Genomic DNA, 17,442 nt, shown 5'->3' with positions numbered 1-17,442 from the left:
TCACGGCTGGGAGGTAGGGCGAGACGGGTTGTTCACAGCCGCCGCAGCGGCCCGTCGAGTTCGCGCGTGTAGAAGTCGAGGAAGCCGTCCGGGTCGGGCCCCGCGTTCATCAGGACCAGATGGTCGAAGCCCGCGTCGGCATAGCTCCGCGCGGCGTCGACGAACCGCGCCGGATCGGGCCCGCAGGCGAACTTCCTGAGGATGTCCTCCTCACGGACCGTGGCCGTCGCCGCCTCGAAGTTGACCGGGTTGGGCAGCTCGCTCATCACCTTCCAGCCGGTCACCGACCAGCGCGTCGTCTCCAGCACGGCCCGCGCCGCGGTGTGCTCGTCGGCCGCCCACGCCACGGACACCTCGGCGTAGCGGGGCCCGGCGCCGCCCGCGTCGCGATAGTGCCGGACGATCTCCGGCTTCGCCTCGGTGGCGAACAGGGCGTCCCCGAGCTCGGCGGCGATCCGGGCCGACGAGGGCCCGCTCGCGGCCACGGCGATCGGCGGAGGACGGTCGGGCAGGTCGAAGATCCGCGCGTCGTCGACACGCAGATGTCTGCCCTCGTAGGAGCGGTAGCCGCCGCTCCACAGCAGCCGGATGATGTCCAGCGCCTCCCGGAGCAGCTCGTGGCGGGTGCGGACGTCCTGGGGGAAGCCGGGGCCGACGACATGCTCGTTGAGGCGTTCGCCGGATCCGACGCCGAGGACGAAGCGGCCCTCGCAGAGCAGCGCGAGCGTCGCCGCCGCCTGGGCGATGATCGCCGGGTGGTAGCGGACGGTCGGACAGGTCACGCCGGTCGCCAGCCCGATGCTCTCGGTTCTGGCGGCGATCGAGCCCAGCACCGTCCAGGTGAAGGGCGAATGCCCTTGGTTGTCGAGCCACGGATGGAAGTGGTCGCTGATCTCGACGAAGTCGAAGCCGGCACGCTCGGCCAGTACCGCCTGCCGGACCAGCTCGGCGGGACCGAACGCCTCGGTGGCGAGTTTGTAACCGATCCGCATGTGTGGCCCTTGTCTCTGTCAGGATCTCTTCCGGGTACTCCGGGGCAGCCGCGCCGTGTGTGCCCGCACACAGGTACCCGGTGTCCCCGGGCGTCTAACGGGCCGCCCTAGGGCCGTCCTCCGGCCGTCGGACAGCACGGCCCGACGGGCACCCGGGGGTGATCCGAGAAAATGTTGTCATGGGGTAACTGATCGCTTTAGTCTCAACCCGGACGCACCCGGAGGTCCACGGGCTGCGGCGCCAGTGGCGAGAGGAGAACAACTGCCATGGGCACCCGCCCGACCACGGCTGTGAAATCAACCTCGGGCAGACCCGGCACCCCCTCGTCCCCCGGTACCCGGGGCCAGCTCCCCGCGAGCCGGGACACGACGCGGGGGGACGACGCGGCACAGGCCCTGTGGAACGGCCGCCCCCCCACGGTGCTGTTGATCGAGGACGATCCCGGCGACGCGCTCCTCGTCGAGGAGCTCGTCGCGGACAGCGAGGTCCCGCTGCGGCTGAGCCTCGCCAGGACGCTGGCAGAGGCGATCACCGCCCTGGAGGCGGAGATGCCGCAGTGCATCCTGCTCGACCTCCATCTCCCGGACGCCCAGGGACTTGAGGCCCTGGAACGGGTCCTCGTCCACGCCGACGGTTCCGCCGTGGTCGTACTGACCGGGCTGGCCGAGGAGCGGTCCGGTCTCGCCGCCGTGGCGGCGGGAGCGCAGGACTACCTGATCAAGGGGCGGGTGGAGCCGGATCTGTTCGTCCGCGCGATCCGCTACGCGATACAGCGCAAGCACACGGAACAGGCGGCGTCCGCCCTCCAGACGAGCCGGCTCCGCGCCCAGGAGAACGCCCGCCTCGAGCGAGGCCTGCTGCCCACCCCGCTGCTGCTCGACACGACCGTGGCGGTGTGCGCCCGTTACCAGCCCGGCCGCTCCCAGGCCCTGCTCGGCGGCGACTTCTACGATGTCGTCCAGACGCCCGACGGCATGACCCACGCGGTCGTCGGCGACGTCTCCGGGCACGGCCCCGACGAGGCGGCGCTCGGCGTGTGCCTGCGCGTCGCCTGGCGCTCCTTCGTCCTGGCGGGCGCTCGCGGCCAGCAACTCCTCGCCCTGCTCGAACAGATCCTTGTCGCCGAGAGGTCCGGTCCCGAGATCTTCGCGACGCTCACCTGTCTGACCCGCTCCCCGGCCGACGACCACATGAACCTGCAGCGCGCCGGCCACCCCGGAGTGGTGATCCGCTCGCCGGAGAGCGGCATACGTCTGGAGGAGGTGCCGGGCGGTCCCGTACTCGGTCTGCTGCCCGGTCTGGCGGCCTGGCCCGTGACCCCCGTCCCCGTCCACCGGCACGGCGCGGTGATGATGTTCACCGACGGGCTCATCGAGGGACGGATCGGCACCGGTTTCGAACGGCTGGGAGAGCACGGGCTCCTGGAGATCGCCCGGCGCCACGCGCACGAACCCGCCGACGCGTTCGTCGACACGATCATCCACAGCGCGCAGAGCCTCGCGGCGAGCGGCGGTGGTCTGGCCGACGACGTCGCCGTGCTTCACCTCGAATGGAACGGTGCCACCTGATGTCCGAGACAACGCGCCCTCACGTCGGGACGCCGCGCCCCTCCGCCGACCCGCCCCCCTCGGCCGACTCACCTCCCTCCGCCGACCTGCCTCCCTCGGCCGACCCGCCGCCCGGCGGTGTACCGCCGGACGACACGGCCCCGGGGCCCCGGCCCGCACCGCCCCCGCCGCCGTTCGGCCACCGGGTGCGAACCCTCCGGCGGCTGACCGTGCAGGGCTGGTTCCTGATGGCCGTCGGGGCGCTCTGCGTCATGACGCTGGTCGCCGGGGGAGTGGCCGCGGCGGTACTCGCGCGCACCACCGACACCGGCAACCATCTGATCGACGAGGTGGCCCCGGCCCGTACCCAGGCGTTCCGGCTCCAGGCCGCTCTGCTCGATCAGGAGACGGGCGTACGCGGGTATCTCCTGACCAGGGACGAGGACCTGCTGGAGCCCTACCGGCGCGGCCTCGTCGCCGAGACCGCCGCGCGGCAGCGGCTGGTCGAGCTGGTCGACGGCCTCGACGAGCCGGCCGCCGACCTGCGCGCGGTCGACCGGGCGGCACGCGAGTGGCGCATTCAGTTCGCCGACCCGGCACTCGCCGGTACGGGCGACCAGGTCGCCTCGGTGACCGAGGCGAAGCAGGCCTTCGACCGGGTGCGCGCGGCGCTCGACGCCCAGCAGACGCAGCTCGGTGACGAACAACGGCAGGCGCGGGCCGACTTCACCGACGCCCGCTCCGACCGCGACCGGGCCCTGATCGCCGCCCTGGTGGCGTTCCTGCTGACCGGGGTGGCGATCAGCGTCCTGGTGCACTTCACGGTCGTACGGCCCCTGAACACGGTGCGCACCGCGTCCCGGCGGGTCGCCGACGGGGACTTCGACCACGAGATCCCCGCGCACGGGCCGGCCGATCTGCGGACGGTGGCCCAGGCCGTGGAGGACATGCGGCTGCGGGTGGTCAGCGAACTCGCCACCTCCCGGAGCAACGAGGTCGAGCTCGCGCGCCAGGCCGCCGACCTGGACGCGGGAGCGGTGGAGCTGCGGCGCTCCAACGCGGAGCTGGAACAGTTCGCGTACGTCGCCTCGCACGACCTCCAGGAGCCCCTGCGCAAGGTCGCCTCCTTCTGCCAGCTCCTGGACAAGCGGTACGGCGACCAGCTCGACGAGCGCGCCACGCAGTACATCGGCTTCGCCGTCGACGGCGCCAAGCGCATGCAGGTCCTCATCAACGACCTGCTCACCTTCTCCCGCGTCGGCCGCGTCCAGGACGCGCAGGAACAGGTCTCCCTGGACGCCGCCCTGGACCGCGCCGTACGGAACCTCTCGGTGACGATCGAGGAGACCGGCGCCGTGGTCGACCGCCCGGCGGAGCTGCCCGAGGTCGTGGGCGACCCGACGCTGCTCACCATGGTCTGGCAGAACCTCGTGGGCAACGCGGTCAAGTTCCGCCACCCCGACCGGGACCCGCGCATCACCATCGCGGTCGATCGTGAGGAGGGGGCCGACTCCTGGACGTTCACCGTCACCGACAACGGGATCGGCATCCCCGAAGAGTTCGCCGAGAAGGTCTTCATCATCTTCCAGCGGCTGCATGCCAGGGACGCGTACGCGGGCACCGGCATCGGTCTGTCCCTGTGCAAGAAGGTCGTCGAGCACAGCGGCGGTCACATCTGGATCGACACGGAACACACCGGCGGCACCCGTATCGCCTTCACCCTCCCCGCCGAGCAGCGGCGCCCCGTCGACGTCGAGCCGGCCCCCACCACCGAAGGAAGCACCGTATGAGCACTTCGCCCCAGCCGCAGCCCGTCGAAGTACTGCTGGTCGAGGACGACGCGGGTGACGAACTCATGACCCGGGAGGCCTTCGAGGACAACAAGATCGGCAACACGCTGCATGTCGTACGGGACGGTCTGGAGGCCCTGGACTTCCTGTACCAGCGCGGGGACCACACCGAGGCGCCGCGCCCCGACCTCATCCTGCTCGATCTGAACCTGCCCAAGTACGACGGCAGGCAGGTGCTGGAGAAGATCAAGTCCGACTCCGACCTCAGCCATATCCCCGTGGTCGTCCTCACCACGTCGGCGGCCGAGGAGGACATCCTGCGCAGCTACAAACTCCACGCCAACGCCTATGTCACCAAACCCGTCGATCTGGACCAGTTCATCAAGGCCATCCAGCAGATCGACGACTTCTTCGTGACCGTGGTCAAGCTGCCGCGCCTGTTCTGAGACGAGCCGTCCGCGCTGTTAAACTGCACCACAGAGATTGTTTCCATATGGCAACAGTCTCGGCGGGACCGCACTCCGAACCCCGCACCGTCCACCACTCGCATGCGGAAATGGGGCGCGATGACGTCAGGCGCTGTCCGCCGCCATGCCCTGGTCGTCGTCCGTGGGACGCGCCTGCGCGGCGGCGTCGAGCCGCGCGGAGGCCGCCGCGTGGAAAGCGGTCAGTCCCTCCGTGAGCGCGGCCACGGCCGAGGGGTCCATGCCGTCCAGTACGGCGCTGAGCTCCCGGGCCCGGATCGCCCGGTGCTCTTCCAGCACCTTGCGTCCGCGCGGGCTCAACCGCAGCTCCACCTCACGGCGGCTGGTCGAGCTGGTGCGCCGCTCCACCAGGCCCAGGGCCTCCATCCGGTCGCACAGCCGGCTGACCGACGGAGGGCGCGAGCCGAGCGCGCGGCCCAGCGACCGCAGGTTCGTCCCGTCGTACTTCTCCAGCACGAGCAGGGCCCTGAGCTGCGAGGGCGACACCGTTCCCGACGGGGCCGCCTCCTGGCCGCGCCCCCACAACACCTCAAGCAGCTCCGAGGCGGCACGAGCGGCCTCGGACATGTTCTCGCGCGGACGCGGCTGACCGGTGAGGGGGGACATCCGTCCACTGTGTCACCCGACGGCGGCCTCTGTCAGCTCTGCCCCACCCATCGGGCCGTCCACCTGGCCGCCCGCGAGTCCACCCCCGTCCCCCTATCAAGAATGTCTGAGAGACCGTGACGCAACGCGACGATGAACTCGGAAGATCGGTGCGGGCAGCCGCGCCGTACGCGCTCGTGGACAAGGTGCGTGACGCGCTCGCCGCCTCGCACGGTGCGACGCGGGTGCAGTTGTTCCTCGCCGACTACGGATTCACGGTCCTCACCCCGTACGACCCGCTGCCGGGCAAGGAACAGCCGCTCTCCCTCTACAACAGCCCCGAGGGGCGGGCCTTCGGCAGCCAGGAACCGCGCGAGCAGCAGGTCCGGCACGGGGACGCCGTCGACCACCATCTGCCCGTGACCGTCCGCGGCGAACGTACCGGCATCCTCTCCGTCCGGCTGCCCGGCGACCGGTCCACCCCGGAGGCGGTGGAGGAGCTGACACACGTCGCCGATCTGCTGGGGCACGAGATCAGGGTCGCCGAACGGGACACCGACGCCTACCAGCGGGCCCGCCGGGTCACCAGGCTCACTCTCGCGGCCGAGATGCAGTGGCAGTTGCTGCCGGGGCGCGCCTCCACTGCCGAGGAGTTCTCCATCGGCGCCCACCTGGAGCCGGCCTACGCCATCCACGGGGACAACTTCGACTGGGCCGCCGACCAGGAGCAGCTCACCATCGCCGTCACCAACGGCATGGGCGAAGGCATCCAGGCGTCCCTGCTCAGCAACCTCGCCGTCAACGCCCTGCGCAACGCGCGTCGCTCCGGCCTCGACATCGCGGGCCAGGCCGCCCTGGCCGACCAGGCGATCTACGAGCAGCACCGGGGCGCCTCACATGTGTCGACGCTCCTGATGCGTTTCGATCTGGCCACCGGACGGGTGGAGGTCGTGGACGCGGGCTCGCCGCAGCTGTGGCGCCAACGCGGCCGGACGGTCGAACGCATCCCCCTCGAAGCGCAGCTTCCGCTCGGCATGTTCGAGGAGTCCCACTACGAGGCCCAGGATTTCCACGTGCTGCCGGGCGACCGGCTGCTGATGGTGAGCGACGGTGTGTACGAGGCGCTCTCCCCGGACGGTGAGCTGTACGGGGAGAAGGCTCTGGCCCGCGCGATCCACTCCACGAGCCTGCTCCCGGCGGCGACGGTGCCGCGTGCCCTGCTGCGCGCGCTCGCCGAGTTCCGCAAGGCGGACACGCCGGACGACGCGCTCGCGCTCTGCCTCGACTGGTCCGGCAGACCGGACGCCGCACCGGCCGCGGAGCCACCGCTCCCGGCGCCGGACGCCGGACGGACGCCGACGCCCGAGAGCTGAAAAAAAGGGGGTGCGGGTGCCCGTCCGGGCACCCGCACCCCCTACTCCTCAGGGGCGGCCGTGGCTCACTCCTCGGTGAGCATGCCCGTACGCAAGGTCCGGAGGATGCCGGAGAGCAGCCGGGACACATGCATCTGCGACACCCCGAGCTCGGCCCCGATCTCGGTCTGCGTCATCTCACGACCGAAACGCATCTCGACGATCTCGCGCTGGCGTTCGTCGAGGCTCTCCAGCAGCGGGGCCAGCGACTGGAAGTCCTCGACCAGTTCCATGGCCGGATCGCACTCGCCGAGGGTGTCCGCGAAGGTCCGCCCGCCGCTGCCGCCCGGCCCGTCGTCGCCGTCACCCGGCAGATCGAGTGAACCGGCGGTGTAGCCGTTGGCGGCGACACGCCCGTCGATGATCTCAGCCTCGGTCAGTCCCAGATGTCCGGCCAGCTCCGCCACCGTCGGCGCACGGCCGAATTTGTCGGTCAGCAGGTCCTGGGCCTTGGTCAGGTCCGTACGCAACTCCTGGAGCCTGCGCGGCACATGCACGGCCCACGTGGTGTCCCGGAAGAACCGCTTGATCTCCCCGTGGATGTACGGCACGGCGAAGGAGCTGAACTCCACCTCGCGGGACAGGTCGAACCTGTCGATCGCCTTGATCAGACCGATCGTGCCGACCTGGAGCACGTCCTCCATGTCGCCGCTGCCGAGATTCCGGAAACGCCGCGCGGCGAATCTGACCAGGGACTGGTTCATCTCGATCAGGGTGTTTCTGGCGTACTGGTACTCCGGTGTGCCTTCTTCGAGGACCTGGAGACGGTCGAAGAAGAGCTTCGAAAGCTTCCGCGCGTCCCGTGGGGAGACCTTCCCGGTGTCCTCGATCCAGGGGAGGCCGTCACAGGGCGAGTCCGTAGTGGTGGTGGCCACTCCGGTGCCCGTGAGGGCCGGAGCGGCGGGGGAGTGCGTACTCATTGTCACGTCATCGCCTTCGCTGGTGTGGACGCTCTGCTGTGATGCCACCGGCTGAGAGCCCGTCCGCCCCCTACCGTGGCCTAATAGTTGCCGCCTGGCAAGTATTGCCGCGAAGTGGCGCTTCTAACGCGATGCCTGGCTGAAGATCGCCTAGCATGTTCGCGGAAGGCATGGTGAGTCGTGGTACTGAAAACTTTCGGCTGGGCGTTCGGCTTCACCGCTCTCGGTCTCGTGGCGGCGGTGTTCTACGACGGATGGGCCGCACTCGGAGTCGTGGCGATCCTGACCGTGCTCGAAGTCTCGCTCTCCTTCGACAACGCGGTCATCAACGCCGGGATCCTCAAGAGGATGAGTGCCTTCTGGCAGAAGATCTTCCTCACGATCGGCGTCCTCATCGCCGTGTTCGGCATGAGGCTCGTGTTTCCCGTCTTCATCGTCGCGATCACGGCCAAGCTCAGCCCCGCCAAGGCGGTGCAGTTGGCGGTCGACGACAAGGACCAGTACCAGCAACTGGTCACCGACGCCCACCCGTCGATCGCCGCCTTCGGCGGTATGTTCCTGCTGATGATCTTCCTCGCCTTCATCTTCGAGGAACGCGAAATCAAGTGGCTCGGCTGGATCGAACGCCCGCTCGCCAAGCTCGGACAGTTCGAGATGCTCTCCGTCTGTCTCGCGCTGATCGTGCTGCTGATCGCGTCCATGACGGTCGCCACCAACGCCCACCAGCACGGTGGTGAGCACGCCGACAAGGCGCAGACGGTCCTCACCGCGGGACTCGCCGGCCTCATCACGTATCTGCTCGTCGGCGGGCTCTCCAGCTTCTTCGAGAACAGACTCGCCAAAGAGGCGGACGCCCAGGCCGACGCCCAGGTGATCCCACAGCGCGAGCCGGAGGGGGAGAAGACACCCGGCCGGAGCGGCAACGGCGGTCCCTCGATCGTCGCCGTCACCGGCAAGGCCGCCTTCTTCATGTTCCTCTACCTCGAAGTCATCGACGCCTCCTTCTCCTTCGACGGCGTGATCGGCGCGTTCGCCATCACCAACGACATCGTGCTGATGGCCATCGGCCTCGGCATCGGCGCGTTGTACGTCAGGTCGCTCACCGTCTACCTCGTCCGCCAGGGCACGCTCGACGACTACGTGTATCTGGAGCACGGCGCGCACTACGCGATCGGCGCGCTCGCCGTCATCCTGATCATCACCATCCAGTTCCAGATCAGTGAGATCATCACCGGCCTCATCGGCGTCGTCCTCATCGGCTGGTCCTTCTGGTCGTCGGTCCGGCGCAACAGGCGGATCGCGGCAGGGAACGCGCGCCCGTCGGACATGGTCTGAGACGCACCCGACGGCCGGTCAGGCGAAAGTCCACATAACGGGAGAAGGTGGATGGAAACGCACTCGGCCGACGGAGGGCTCCATGACCAACCCCGACGGGGCGACCGCCCGGGACGCGGCGCCCGCCCTCCACTGCCTGGTGACCGGCGCCACCGGCTACATCGGCGGCCGCCTCGTGCCGGAGCTGCTGGACGCCGGGCACCGGGTGCGCTGTCTCGCCCGTACGCCCGAGAAACTGCGCGACCACGTGTGGGCGGGCCGGGCCGAGGTCGTACGGGGCGACGTCACCGACGCCGGTTCGGTGGGCGATGCCATGCGGGGCATCGACGTCGCGTACTACCTGGTGCACTCGCTCGGTACCGGTTCCGGCTTCGAGCGGACCGACCGCGAGGCCGCCCGTATCTTCGCCGAACAGGCCCACGCGGCGGGCGTCGGGCGCATCGTCTATCTGGGTGGACTGGCCCCGGTCGGCGTACCGGAGCGGAACCTCTCGCCCCATCTGCGCTCCCGTACCGAGGTCGGGCACATCCTGCTCGACGCGCGCGTCCCCACCACCGTGCTCCGTGCCGCGGTCATCATCGGCTCGGGCTCGGCGTCCTTCGAGATGCTGCGGTATCTCACCGAACGCCTCCCGGTGATGGTCACACCGAGCTGGGTACGGAGCCGGATCCAGCCCATCGCCGTACGCGACGTCCTGCGCTACCTCGTGGGCAGCGCGCGGATGCCCGCCGACGTCAGCCGCGCCTTCGACATCGGCGGCCCCGACGTCCTCACCTATCTGGACATGATGCACACCTACGCCGCGGTCGCCGGACTCCGGCGCCGGCTGATCGTGCCCGTTCCGGTCCTCACCCCGACGCTCTCCAGCCACTGGGTCGGCCTGGTCACCCCCGTACCGGCCTCGATCGCCCGGCCGCTCGCCGAGTCCCTGCGTCACGAAGTCGTCTGCGACGAGCACGACATCGCGCGGTACGTCCCCGACGCACCCGGGCAGCCCCTCGGCTTCAAGGAGGCGCTGACCCTGGCGCTCCGAAGGATCCAGGACGCCCAGGTGACCACCCGCTGGTCCTCCGCCTCCGTCCCCGGCGCGCCGAGCGACCCACTGCCGACGGACCCCGACTGGGCGGGCGGCAGCCTCTACACCGACCACCGCGAACTGACCGTGGACGTCGGCCCCGAGGCGCTGTGGCGGGTCGTCGAGGGAATCGGCGGTGACAACGGCTGGTACTCCTTCCCTCTGGCCTGGGCCGTACGGGGATGGCTGGACCGGCTCGTCGGCGGCGTCGGACTGCGCCGGGGACGCCGGGACGCGGGACGCCTGCGGGTCGGCGACTCGCTGGACTTCTGGCGCGTCGAGGAGATCGAACGGGGCCGGCTGCTGAGGCTCCGCGCGGAGATGCGGCTGCCGGGACTCGCCTGGCTGGAGATGCGCGTCGAACGCGACGAGCCGGGCCGTACGCGCTACCGGCAGCGCGCCGTGTTCCATCCGCGCGGGCTGCTCGGCCACGCGTACTGGTGGAGCGTCGCGCCGTTCCACGCGGCCGTCTTCGGCGGGATGGCACGCAACATCGCGAAGGCGGCGACCAAGGACACTCGAGCCCCCGTCCCCGGCGTGTAGCCCGACCGGCGACCGGCGACCGGCGACAGGGGACAGGGGACACCGGAGAATTCGGTCGCGGACGCCCGCGGGAATCCGCACACTGTCCTGCGTGGATCGCACGGTGGAGATCGCCAATCGGCTGGCCGGAGTGAGCGGCGTCGTCGGGGTGTGCCTGGGAGGCAGCCGCGCGACGGGAACGCACAGTCCCGATTCCGACTTCGACCTGGGCCTGTACTACAGGGGGCCCCTGGACACCGCCGCCCTGCGGCTGCTCGCCGCCGAGCTGACCGGTGAGCCGGTGGAGGTGACCGAGCCGGGCGGCTGGGGACCTTGGGTGGACGGCGGTGCCTGGCTCACCGTCGACGGCCACCGCGTCGACTGGATCTACCGCGACCTGGACCGGGTGCGCCGCGTCTGGGAGCAGTGCCGGGACGGCAGGTTCGAGATCGGTACCCAGACCGGTCATCCCCTGGGTGTGTACTCGCACGCCTACGTGGGCGAGCTGTCCGTCGGGCGTGTTCTGGCCGACCCGAGCGGCGAGCTCGGGACCTTGCGGCGGGAGACTCGCCACTATCCGGAGCCACTGCGCCGAGCGCTCATCGACAACGCGCGCTGGGAGGCGCCGTTCATCCTGACCGGCGCCCGCAAGGGAGCGGCACGCGGGGACGCCTTCTATGTCGCGGGCTGTCTCTTCCGCGCGGTCGGAGTCCTCGTACACGCCCTGCACGCCCATGACAGAAGCTGGGTGCTCAACGAGAAGGGAGCGGTACGGGCCGCGGGACAACTCGCCGTCGCCCCCGCCGGCTTCGCCGAACGGGCGCAGGCCCTCTTCGCCGCGCCGGGCTCGACACCGGACACACTCGCCGCCGCGCTGGACGACGCGGAGCGGCTGGCCGCCGAGGTCGTGGACGCGGTCCACGATACGACCGGTGATTGACCCGGTTCGGCCGCTGCGGTTACGTTGCCGGACATGCAGCGATCCGCACACCTGACGACGAGAGGTCACATCGATCTCAAGCGTGTGTGCTCCGCGGCGTGTCACCAGGGCTGACGACACAGCGCCCAAGCGGTCCGGCCGGCCCCGACGCGATGCGTCCCGAGGCCGCCGCCGCTGCCATCGAGCATCTGGAAGACACCCGTGAGAGAAACGCCGGTGCCCGCCCGTCGCCCACCCACTCCCGTACGCCGCGCGGACATCCCGCCGGCCACCGCACCACCCCGCCGCGCCCCGGGCACGAAGACCGTGCTGAACGCCGTCCTCGACCACGGCCCGGTCGCCCGCAGCACCGTCGCACGCCTCACCGGGCTGTCACCGGCGTCGGTCACCGGACACACCGCCCAACTGCTGGCTCGGGGACTGATCCGGGAGAGCCCGGAGACCACCGGACCGCGCGGGCTCGGCCGGCCGCATGTTCCCGTGGACATCGACACAGGCCGTTACCTCGTGGCGGGCGCGCACATCGCCGTCACCAACTCCACGCTGTCCCTGATGGATCTGCGCGGCCGGATCGTCGCCGAGGACCGGCAGCCGCACCGGGACGTCCGGCCGCGCCCGCGACAGGTGCTGGACTCGCTCGCCGGGCGGCTGCCCCGGCTCATGTCCTCGTATGCCGACGGCCGTTCGGTGCTGGCCCTCGGTGTGGCCACCGGCCACCGGGTGGATCCAGGGGCCGGGGTGATCGTGCGGCATCCACAACTCGGCTGGCGGAACGTGGCCGTACGGGACCACCTCGCCGCCGCGACCGGGCTGCCGGTCCATGTGGACAGCCACGCGCGGGCGTTGGCCCGAGCGGAGCAGCTGTTCGGAGAGGCGTCGACGCGCGGGAGCGCGGTGCTGCTGTTCGTCGGCGCGGTGGTGGACGCGGCGTTCGCGACCGCCGGAGAGGTGCACCTCGGGCCCCGGCACGGTGCGGGAAGCATCGCGCATCTGCCGGTCGGTGGTGACGGCAGCCTTGAATCGGAGGTCTCCGAGGGGGCGATGGTGCGGCTCGCCGCCGAACGCGGTGACGCCGTGTCCTCGTTCTCCGCTCTGCTGGACCGAGCGCTGGCGGGGGAGGCGCGGGCGATCGAGCTCTTCCGTCGCAGGGCCAGGCTTGTCGGCCGGGCGGCGGCGCTGCTGCTGGACATGTTCGACCCCGAGGTACTGGTCGTGGTCGAGCCCGGCACGGGGCTGCTCCCGTACTGCCTGGCCGATCTGCGGACGGAGGTGGCGGAACGCTCCCTCGTCTGCGACGACCCCGAACAGGCCGTCGTGGCAAGCAGTTTCACCGGCAGCGTGCTGTCCACGGCGGGCGCGGCCGTGGCGCTGGGAGCCCTGTACGCGGACCCGCTCGGCCCCTGGCCCGCGCTGACGGCCGTGTCATGACCGCGGGCCGAGCCGAGTTAATTCAAAGAGTTGCATTGTTGACCCGGCCCGAAGGCGCGACCGACAATGAATTCATGACCATTCGGCAGCGGATTCCGCGGTACGTGCCCTGCCTCTGTTGTCGCGCCTGAATTCCCTCCGCGGCTGAATTCTCCTCGCGCCACGGTCCACCCCTCGGTTCACCGGTGACGGCGTCCGGCCCGCTCGACGTGCCCCGGGCCGCCTGCTCGCACGCGTACGCACGCACATTCCCCGCACGGCCGGCGCCCGCCCATTTCCGCTGATTCCACCTCTCTTCCTGGGGGAGACGTTGACTCTCATAGTGTCGTCGCCGCAACTCACCGCGGGCATCGCCCCGGAGCGCTTCAAGAAGGCTTTCCGCCGATATCCGGCGGGCGTCGTGGTCATCACCGCCGACGCGGGTCACGGCCCGGTCGGATTCACCGCCACCTCGCTCACGTCCCTGTCCCTCGCCCCACCGCTCGTGTCGTTCGGTATCGCCCTCTCGGGGTCGTCGTGGCCGACGATCGAGCGCGCGTCGTCGGCCGTCGTCAACTTCATCGGCGCCGAACAGGAGCCGCTGGCACGGACGTTCGCGACCAGCGGCGCCGACAGGTTCGCCGCGCCGACCGCCTGGCACCGTCTGCCGGAGGGGGATCCCGTACTCGACGACGTGGCCGGCTGGCTGCGGCTGAGCATCCAGCAGATCGTTCCCGCGGGTGACCACCGGATCGTCGTGGGCCGGGTCGAGGACGCCGAGCACGACGAGAACCGGCGCCCGCTGCTCTTCCACGACGGCCGCTATCTCGCGCTCTGAGCCGTACCGGCAGCCGCAGCCGCGCAGCCGCGGGCCCCGCAGCCGTAACCCCCTAGCCGTCGCCCCCCCGCCCCAGGGAGAAGAAGCCCCATGTCACGCGACCCCGACCGCAAGCCCCTGCACCTCAACGCCTTCCTGATGACGGCCGGCCATCACGAGGCCGCCTGGCGCCTCCCGCAGAGCCCCACCGACGGCACGGACGTCGAGCACTACAAGAATCTGGCCCGTATCGCCGAGCGGGGCAGACTCGACTCCCTCTTCCTCGCCGACGGCCCCGTCCTGCACGGCGACCCCGGCCGCCGGCCCTCCAGCATCCTGGAACCCACCGTGCTGCTGACCGCCCTCGCCGGTGTCACCAGCAGGATCGGTCTCATCGCCACCGCGTCCACCAGCTACAACGAGCCGTACAACCTGGCCCGCAGGTTCGCCTCCGTCGACCATGTCTCGGGCGGGCGCGCCGGCTGGAACATCGTCACCACGGCAGGCGCCGACGCCGCCCGCAACTTCGGTCTGGACGACACCCCGGCGCACCACGAGCGCTATCTGCGCGCGGCCGAATTCCTCGAAGTGGCAACGAAGTTGTGGGACAGCTGGGCAGACGACGCGGTGGTGGCCGACAAGGAGCGCGGCGTCCACGCGCTCGCCGAACGCGTCCGCCGGATCGAGCACCGCGGACCCCACTTCCGGGTCGACGGGCCGCTCAACGTGCGGCGCTCCCCGCAGGGTTATCCCCTCCTCGTCCAGGCCGGATCCAGCGAGGACGGCAAGGACTTCGCGGCGCGCTACGCGGAGGCGGTGTTCACCGCCCAGCAGACCCTGGAGGAGGGCGTCGCCTTCTACAAGGACGTCAAGCAGCGCACGGTGGCCTTCGGGCGTGACCCGGACGGCATCAAGATCCTGCCGGGGATCGTGCCGGTGATCGGCGACACGGAGGCCGACGCACTGGAACTGGACGCGGAGCTGGACCGGCACATCGTCCCCGAGTACGCCCGCCGGCAGCTGGCCCGCCTCCTCGGCGTCCCCGAGGAGCGGCTGGTGCTCGACAAGGAGCTGCCCGACGACATCCCCACCGAGGACGAGATCGAGGGAGCCAAGAGCCGTTTCACCCTGATCGTGGAGCTCGGCAGACGAGAGCGCCTGACGGTACGTCAGCTCATCGGCAGGCTCGGCGGGGGCCGCGGACACCGCACCTTCGCGGGCACCGCCGAGCAGGTGGCCGACACCATCGAGCACTGGTACGACAGTGGCGCGGCGGACGGCTTCAACATCATGCCCGCGCTGCTCCCGTCCGGCCTTGCGGCCTTCGTCGACCAGGTCGTGCCGATCCTCCAGGAGCGTGGCCTCTTCCGTACGGAGTACACCGGCACCACGCTGCGCGAGCACTACGGACTGCCGCGCCCGGCCAACCGGCTGTTCGACTCGGTGGGGAGTCCCGCCGGTACCGGCTGACGGGCGGCCCGTCCGGCGACGGAGGAGGGCAGGCGGGGACGGGAGCGGGACGGAGCCCGTGCGCGATACTGCGCGCATGCGCATTTCAGCCAGAGCGGACTATGCGGTACGTGCCGCGCTGGAGCTCGTGTCGTCCGGCGACGAGGCTCCGCTGAAGGCGGAGGCGATCGCCGCCGCCCAGGACATCCCGCACAAGTTCCTCGAAGGGATCCTCAACGACATGCGCCGGGGCGGGCTGGTGATGAGCCGGCGGGGCGGCAACGGTGGGTACCGGCTGGCCAGGGCCGCGGACTCCATCACCATCGCCGATGTCATCCGCGCGGTGGACGGACCTCTCGTCTCGGTGCGCGGGGTCCGTCCGCCCGAGCTCTCGTACACCGGCCCCGCCGAGTCCCTGCTGCCGCTGTGGATCGCGCTCAGGGCGAATGTCCGCCAGATCCTGGAACTGGTGACCCTGGCTGACGTGGCCTCCGCCGGGCTGCCGGAGGGCGTGTCCGCGCTCGCGGCGGACCCGGAGGCCTGGACCAACCCGTGACCCGCGCGCCGGTCCCCGTTCGGTTTCGCTGACCGGAACACGAGTCCACCATATGAACGCGCACTTGGGAGAGCGATGACTCCGTGCCAGTATTCCTACTAATCCAGTGGGAAAACTAGGGATGTTGGAGGTGGCCGGCACCGTGCCGACGAAACCCGTGGTCCGAACCGCCGCCCTGGACAAGCCCGCCGTACCCGACGACGCCATGTGGCCGCGCGTCACACGGGAGGTGGCCGACGACCTCGCCGCCGACGCGATCGCCCGCGACCGGGCGGGCAAGCCGCCGTACGACGAGGTGGCACGGCTGCGCGAAGCCGGTCTGCCCGCGCTCCTGACGCCACCCGCCCTTCTCGGCCGGGGCCTCACGGATCCCGGCGCCTCGCTGGATCCGGACGGACACGGTGGCCGTGGCGGTCACGGCGGCGCCGACTGGCGCACCGCCACTGCCGTGATCCGGGAGATCGCGGCGGCCGACGGCTCCATCGGCGAGCTCATCGCGCGGCACTACGTGCTCTCGTGGAGCAGCCGCTTCTTCGGCGCGCACGGGGAAGACCTGGCCGCCGGACACGAGCCGCCCGCCCTCGCCCACGGCCGGCTCCTCGGCGGCGCCACCGACATCCCGGATCCGGAGGCCGGCCCCGGCCTCACCCTCTCGCCGACCGCGTCGGGCCATCTGCTCAACGGAAGCAGGACCTTCGCCGCCGGTGTCACCGTCGCCGACCGGCTCGTCGTCGGCGCGACGTCCACGCACACGGGCGAACTGCTGATCGCGCTCGTGAACCCGGCCCACCCCGGCGTACTCGCGGGCACCGACAACGACCGCCTCGGCCAGCGGCTCACGGGCGCGGGGAGCGTCGACTTCGACAACGTGCCCGTGGGCGCGGGCGACATCCTCGGCGCGACGCCACGCGACGAACACGCGGTCTCCGCGTACACCGCGCTCGCGCCCCTCGCCCTGCGGCTCGTCCTCAGCCATGTCGCCCTGGGCATCGCGGAGGGCGCTCTCGCCGAGGCCCGCGACGTCAGCCGGGCGGCCCGTCCCGCGCCGCGCTCCGCGGCCCCGGACGCCGCCACGTACGCGGTACGCCCCAGTGGCGACCCGTATCTCCTGCTCGCCTACGGGGAGTTGGCGACCGCCGCCCACACCGCCGCGGCCGTCGTGGAACGCGCGACGGACGCCCTGGAGCAAGGGCTGCGCACCGGGCGGGACATCGGCATGGACGAGCGCGCCGAGATCGCCGTCCTGGTAGCCGCCGCCGAGGCCGTCACCGGCAGGTCCGCCGTCGACATCACCACGCGCATCCTCGAACTCACCGAGGCGGCCACGTCCTTCGACGGTGGCCCGGCGCTCGACAGATTCTGGCGCAACGCCCGCGCGCTGACCGCGCAGAGCTCACCCGCCCACCGGCTCCGCGACATCGGTGACCACTACCTCAACGGGACGCACCCGCCCTTCACCGCCCGCTCCTGAGAGCTCCGGCTCCCGACCGGCCCAGGCGGGGCGGGGCCGCGCGCACCCGTACCCGCCGGCGCGCGCTCCGCGCCCACCGATGGGGCAATCCCGCTCCGGGGAATCCGCATGGGATCGGATGGCGGGCGTCATCGAAAG

The 17,442-nt window shown here is 70.9% G+C and carries 15 protein-coding genes; 12 read left to right on the top strand and 3 right to left on the bottom strand.

The genetic code is table 11. The features are described from left to right. Positions 1-32 precede the first annotated feature (32 nt). The gene (locus IEY79_RS29510; protein ID WP_189110685.1) at positions 33-992 is read right to left on the bottom strand and encodes a TIGR03557 family F420-dependent LLM class oxidoreductase; all 960 of its coding nucleotides are present in this window, start codon (positions 990-992) and stop codon (positions 33-35) included. Between the two features lie 267 nt (positions 993-1,259). Here IEY79_RS29510 and IEY79_RS29505 point away from each other — a divergent pair, with 267 nt between their 5' ends. Genes IEY79_RS29505 through IEY79_RS29495 form a run of 3 tightly spaced genes read left to right on the top strand, consistent with a single transcriptional unit; the run spans position 1,260 to position 4,776 of the window. Next, positions 1,260-2,561: a PP2C family protein-serine/threonine phosphatase gene (locus IEY79_RS29505; protein WP_189110684.1), complete on the top strand. Its 1,302-nt coding sequence runs from the start codon at positions 1,260-1,262 to the stop codon at positions 2,559-2,561. Beyond that, the gene (locus IEY79_RS29500) at positions 2,561-4,330 is read left to right on the top strand and encodes a sensor histidine kinase (RefSeq protein WP_229701223.1); all 1,770 of its coding nucleotides are present in this window, start codon (positions 2,561-2,563) and stop codon (positions 4,328-4,330) included. Before IEY79_RS29505 ends, IEY79_RS29500 begins: the two co-directional genes overlap by 1 nt. Beyond that, positions 4,327-4,776 (top strand): response regulator, encoded by a 450-nt coding sequence (locus IEY79_RS29495; protein ID WP_189110683.1) that lies wholly within the window; start codon positions 4,327-4,329, stop codon positions 4,774-4,776. Before IEY79_RS29500 ends, IEY79_RS29495 begins: the two co-directional genes overlap by 4 nt. 126 nt (positions 4,777-4,902) lie before the next feature. Here the strand turns inward: IEY79_RS29495 and IEY79_RS29490 are convergent, their stop codons facing one another. Then, a complete protein-coding gene (locus IEY79_RS29490) occupies positions 4,903-5,421 on the bottom strand; it encodes a MarR family winged helix-turn-helix transcriptional regulator (RefSeq protein ID WP_373292644.1) in 519 nt (172 codons plus the stop codon). 116 nt (positions 5,422-5,537) lie between these two features. Between IEY79_RS29490 and IEY79_RS29485 the strand changes: the two genes are divergently transcribed. Then, on the top strand, positions 5,538-6,773 hold the full coding sequence (locus IEY79_RS29485) for a PP2C family protein-serine/threonine phosphatase (RefSeq protein ID WP_229701222.1): 1,236 nt from the start codon (positions 5,538-5,540) through the stop codon (positions 6,771-6,773). Positions 6,774-6,838: 65 nt separating this feature from the next. Here the strand turns inward: IEY79_RS29485 and IEY79_RS29480 are convergent, their stop codons facing one another. After that, on the bottom strand, positions 6,839-7,732 hold the full coding sequence (locus tag IEY79_RS29480; protein ID WP_189110682.1) for a SigB/SigF/SigG family RNA polymerase sigma factor: 894 nt from the start codon (positions 7,730-7,732) through the stop codon (positions 6,839-6,841). A 180-nt stretch (positions 7,733-7,912) separates the two neighbouring features. On the opposite strand from IEY79_RS29480, the gene IEY79_RS29475 reads away from it, so the two are divergent. From IEY79_RS29475 to IEY79_RS29440, 8 genes are all read left to right on the top strand, one after another. Next, positions 7,913-9,067: a DUF475 domain-containing protein gene (locus IEY79_RS29475; RefSeq protein ID WP_189110681.1), complete on the top strand. Its 1,155-nt coding sequence runs from the start codon at positions 7,913-7,915 to the stop codon at positions 9,065-9,067. Positions 9,068-9,149: 82 nt separating this feature from the next. Beyond that, entirely contained in the window at positions 9,150-10,685 is a 1,536-nt protein-coding gene (locus IEY79_RS29470) for an SDR family oxidoreductase (protein ID WP_189110680.1), read from the top strand. Positions 10,686-10,776: 91 nt separating this feature from the next. Then, complete coding sequence (locus IEY79_RS29465; protein ID WP_229701221.1) at positions 10,777-11,604, top strand: nucleotidyltransferase domain-containing protein; 828 nt, start codon at positions 10,777-10,779, stop codon at positions 11,602-11,604. A gap of 216 nt (positions 11,605-11,820) precedes the next feature. Next, the gene (locus IEY79_RS29460) at positions 11,821-13,032 is read left to right on the top strand and encodes an ROK family transcriptional regulator (protein WP_229701220.1); all 1,212 of its coding nucleotides are present in this window, start codon (positions 11,821-11,823) and stop codon (positions 13,030-13,032) included. 319 nt (positions 13,033-13,351) lie between these two features. Next, complete coding sequence (locus tag IEY79_RS29455; protein ID WP_373292648.1) at positions 13,352-13,849, top strand: flavin reductase family protein; 498 nt, start codon at positions 13,352-13,354, stop codon at positions 13,847-13,849. Positions 13,850-13,939: 90 nt separating this feature from the next. Then, positions 13,940-15,298, top strand: a complete 1,359-nt coding sequence (locus IEY79_RS29450) for an LLM class flavin-dependent oxidoreductase (protein ID WP_189110678.1) — start codon at positions 13,940-13,942, stop codon at positions 15,296-15,298. A 76-nt stretch (positions 15,299-15,374) separates the two neighbouring features. Beyond that, positions 15,375-15,833, top strand: a complete 459-nt coding sequence (locus tag IEY79_RS29445) for an RrF2 family transcriptional regulator (protein WP_189110677.1) — start codon at positions 15,375-15,377, stop codon at positions 15,831-15,833. 142 nt (positions 15,834-15,975) lie between these two features. Next, complete coding sequence (locus IEY79_RS29440; protein WP_229701218.1) at positions 15,976-17,304, top strand: acyl-CoA dehydrogenase family protein; 1,329 nt, start codon at positions 15,976-15,978, stop codon at positions 17,302-17,304. The last annotated feature ends 138 nt before the right edge of the window (positions 17,305-17,442 follow it).

Source organism: Streptomyces camponoticapitis (genome assembly GCF_014646115.1).
GTDB lineage: Bacteria > Actinomycetota > Actinomycetes > Streptomycetales > Streptomycetaceae > Streptomyces > Streptomyces camponoticapitis.
Note: the sequence above shows the minus strand (reverse complement) of the source record. Positions and strands in the feature narration are given on the sequence as shown.

Coding starts and splice junctions, on each gene's coding strand:
- IEY79_RS29490 (WP_373292644.1), bottom strand. CDS start 5,421: ATGTCCCCCCTCACCGGTCAGCCGCGTCCGCGCGAGAACATGTCCGAG.
- IEY79_RS29500 (WP_229701223.1), top strand. CDS start 2,561: ATGTCCGAGACAACGCGCCCTCACGTCGGGACGCCGCGCCCCTCCGCC.
- IEY79_RS29495 (WP_189110683.1), top strand. CDS start 4,327: ATGAGCACTTCGCCCCAGCCGCAGCCCGTCGAAGTACTGCTGGTCGAG.
- IEY79_RS29510 (WP_189110685.1), bottom strand. CDS start 992: ATGCGGATCGGTTACAAACTCGCCACCGAGGCGTTCGGTCCCGCCGAG.
- IEY79_RS29450 (WP_189110678.1), top strand. CDS start 13,940: ATGTCACGCGACCCCGACCGCAAGCCCCTGCACCTCAACGCCTTCCTG.
- IEY79_RS29445 (WP_189110677.1), top strand. CDS start 15,375: ATGCGCATTTCAGCCAGAGCGGACTATGCGGTACGTGCCGCGCTGGAG.
- IEY79_RS29470 (WP_189110680.1), top strand. CDS start 9,150: ATGACCAACCCCGACGGGGCGACCGCCCGGGACGCGGCGCCCGCCCTC.
- IEY79_RS29480 (WP_189110682.1), bottom strand. CDS start 7,732: ATGAGTACGCACTCCCCCGCCGCTCCGGCCCTCACGGGCACCGGAGTG.
- IEY79_RS29505 (WP_189110684.1), top strand. CDS start 1,260: ATGGGCACCCGCCCGACCACGGCTGTGAAATCAACCTCGGGCAGACCC.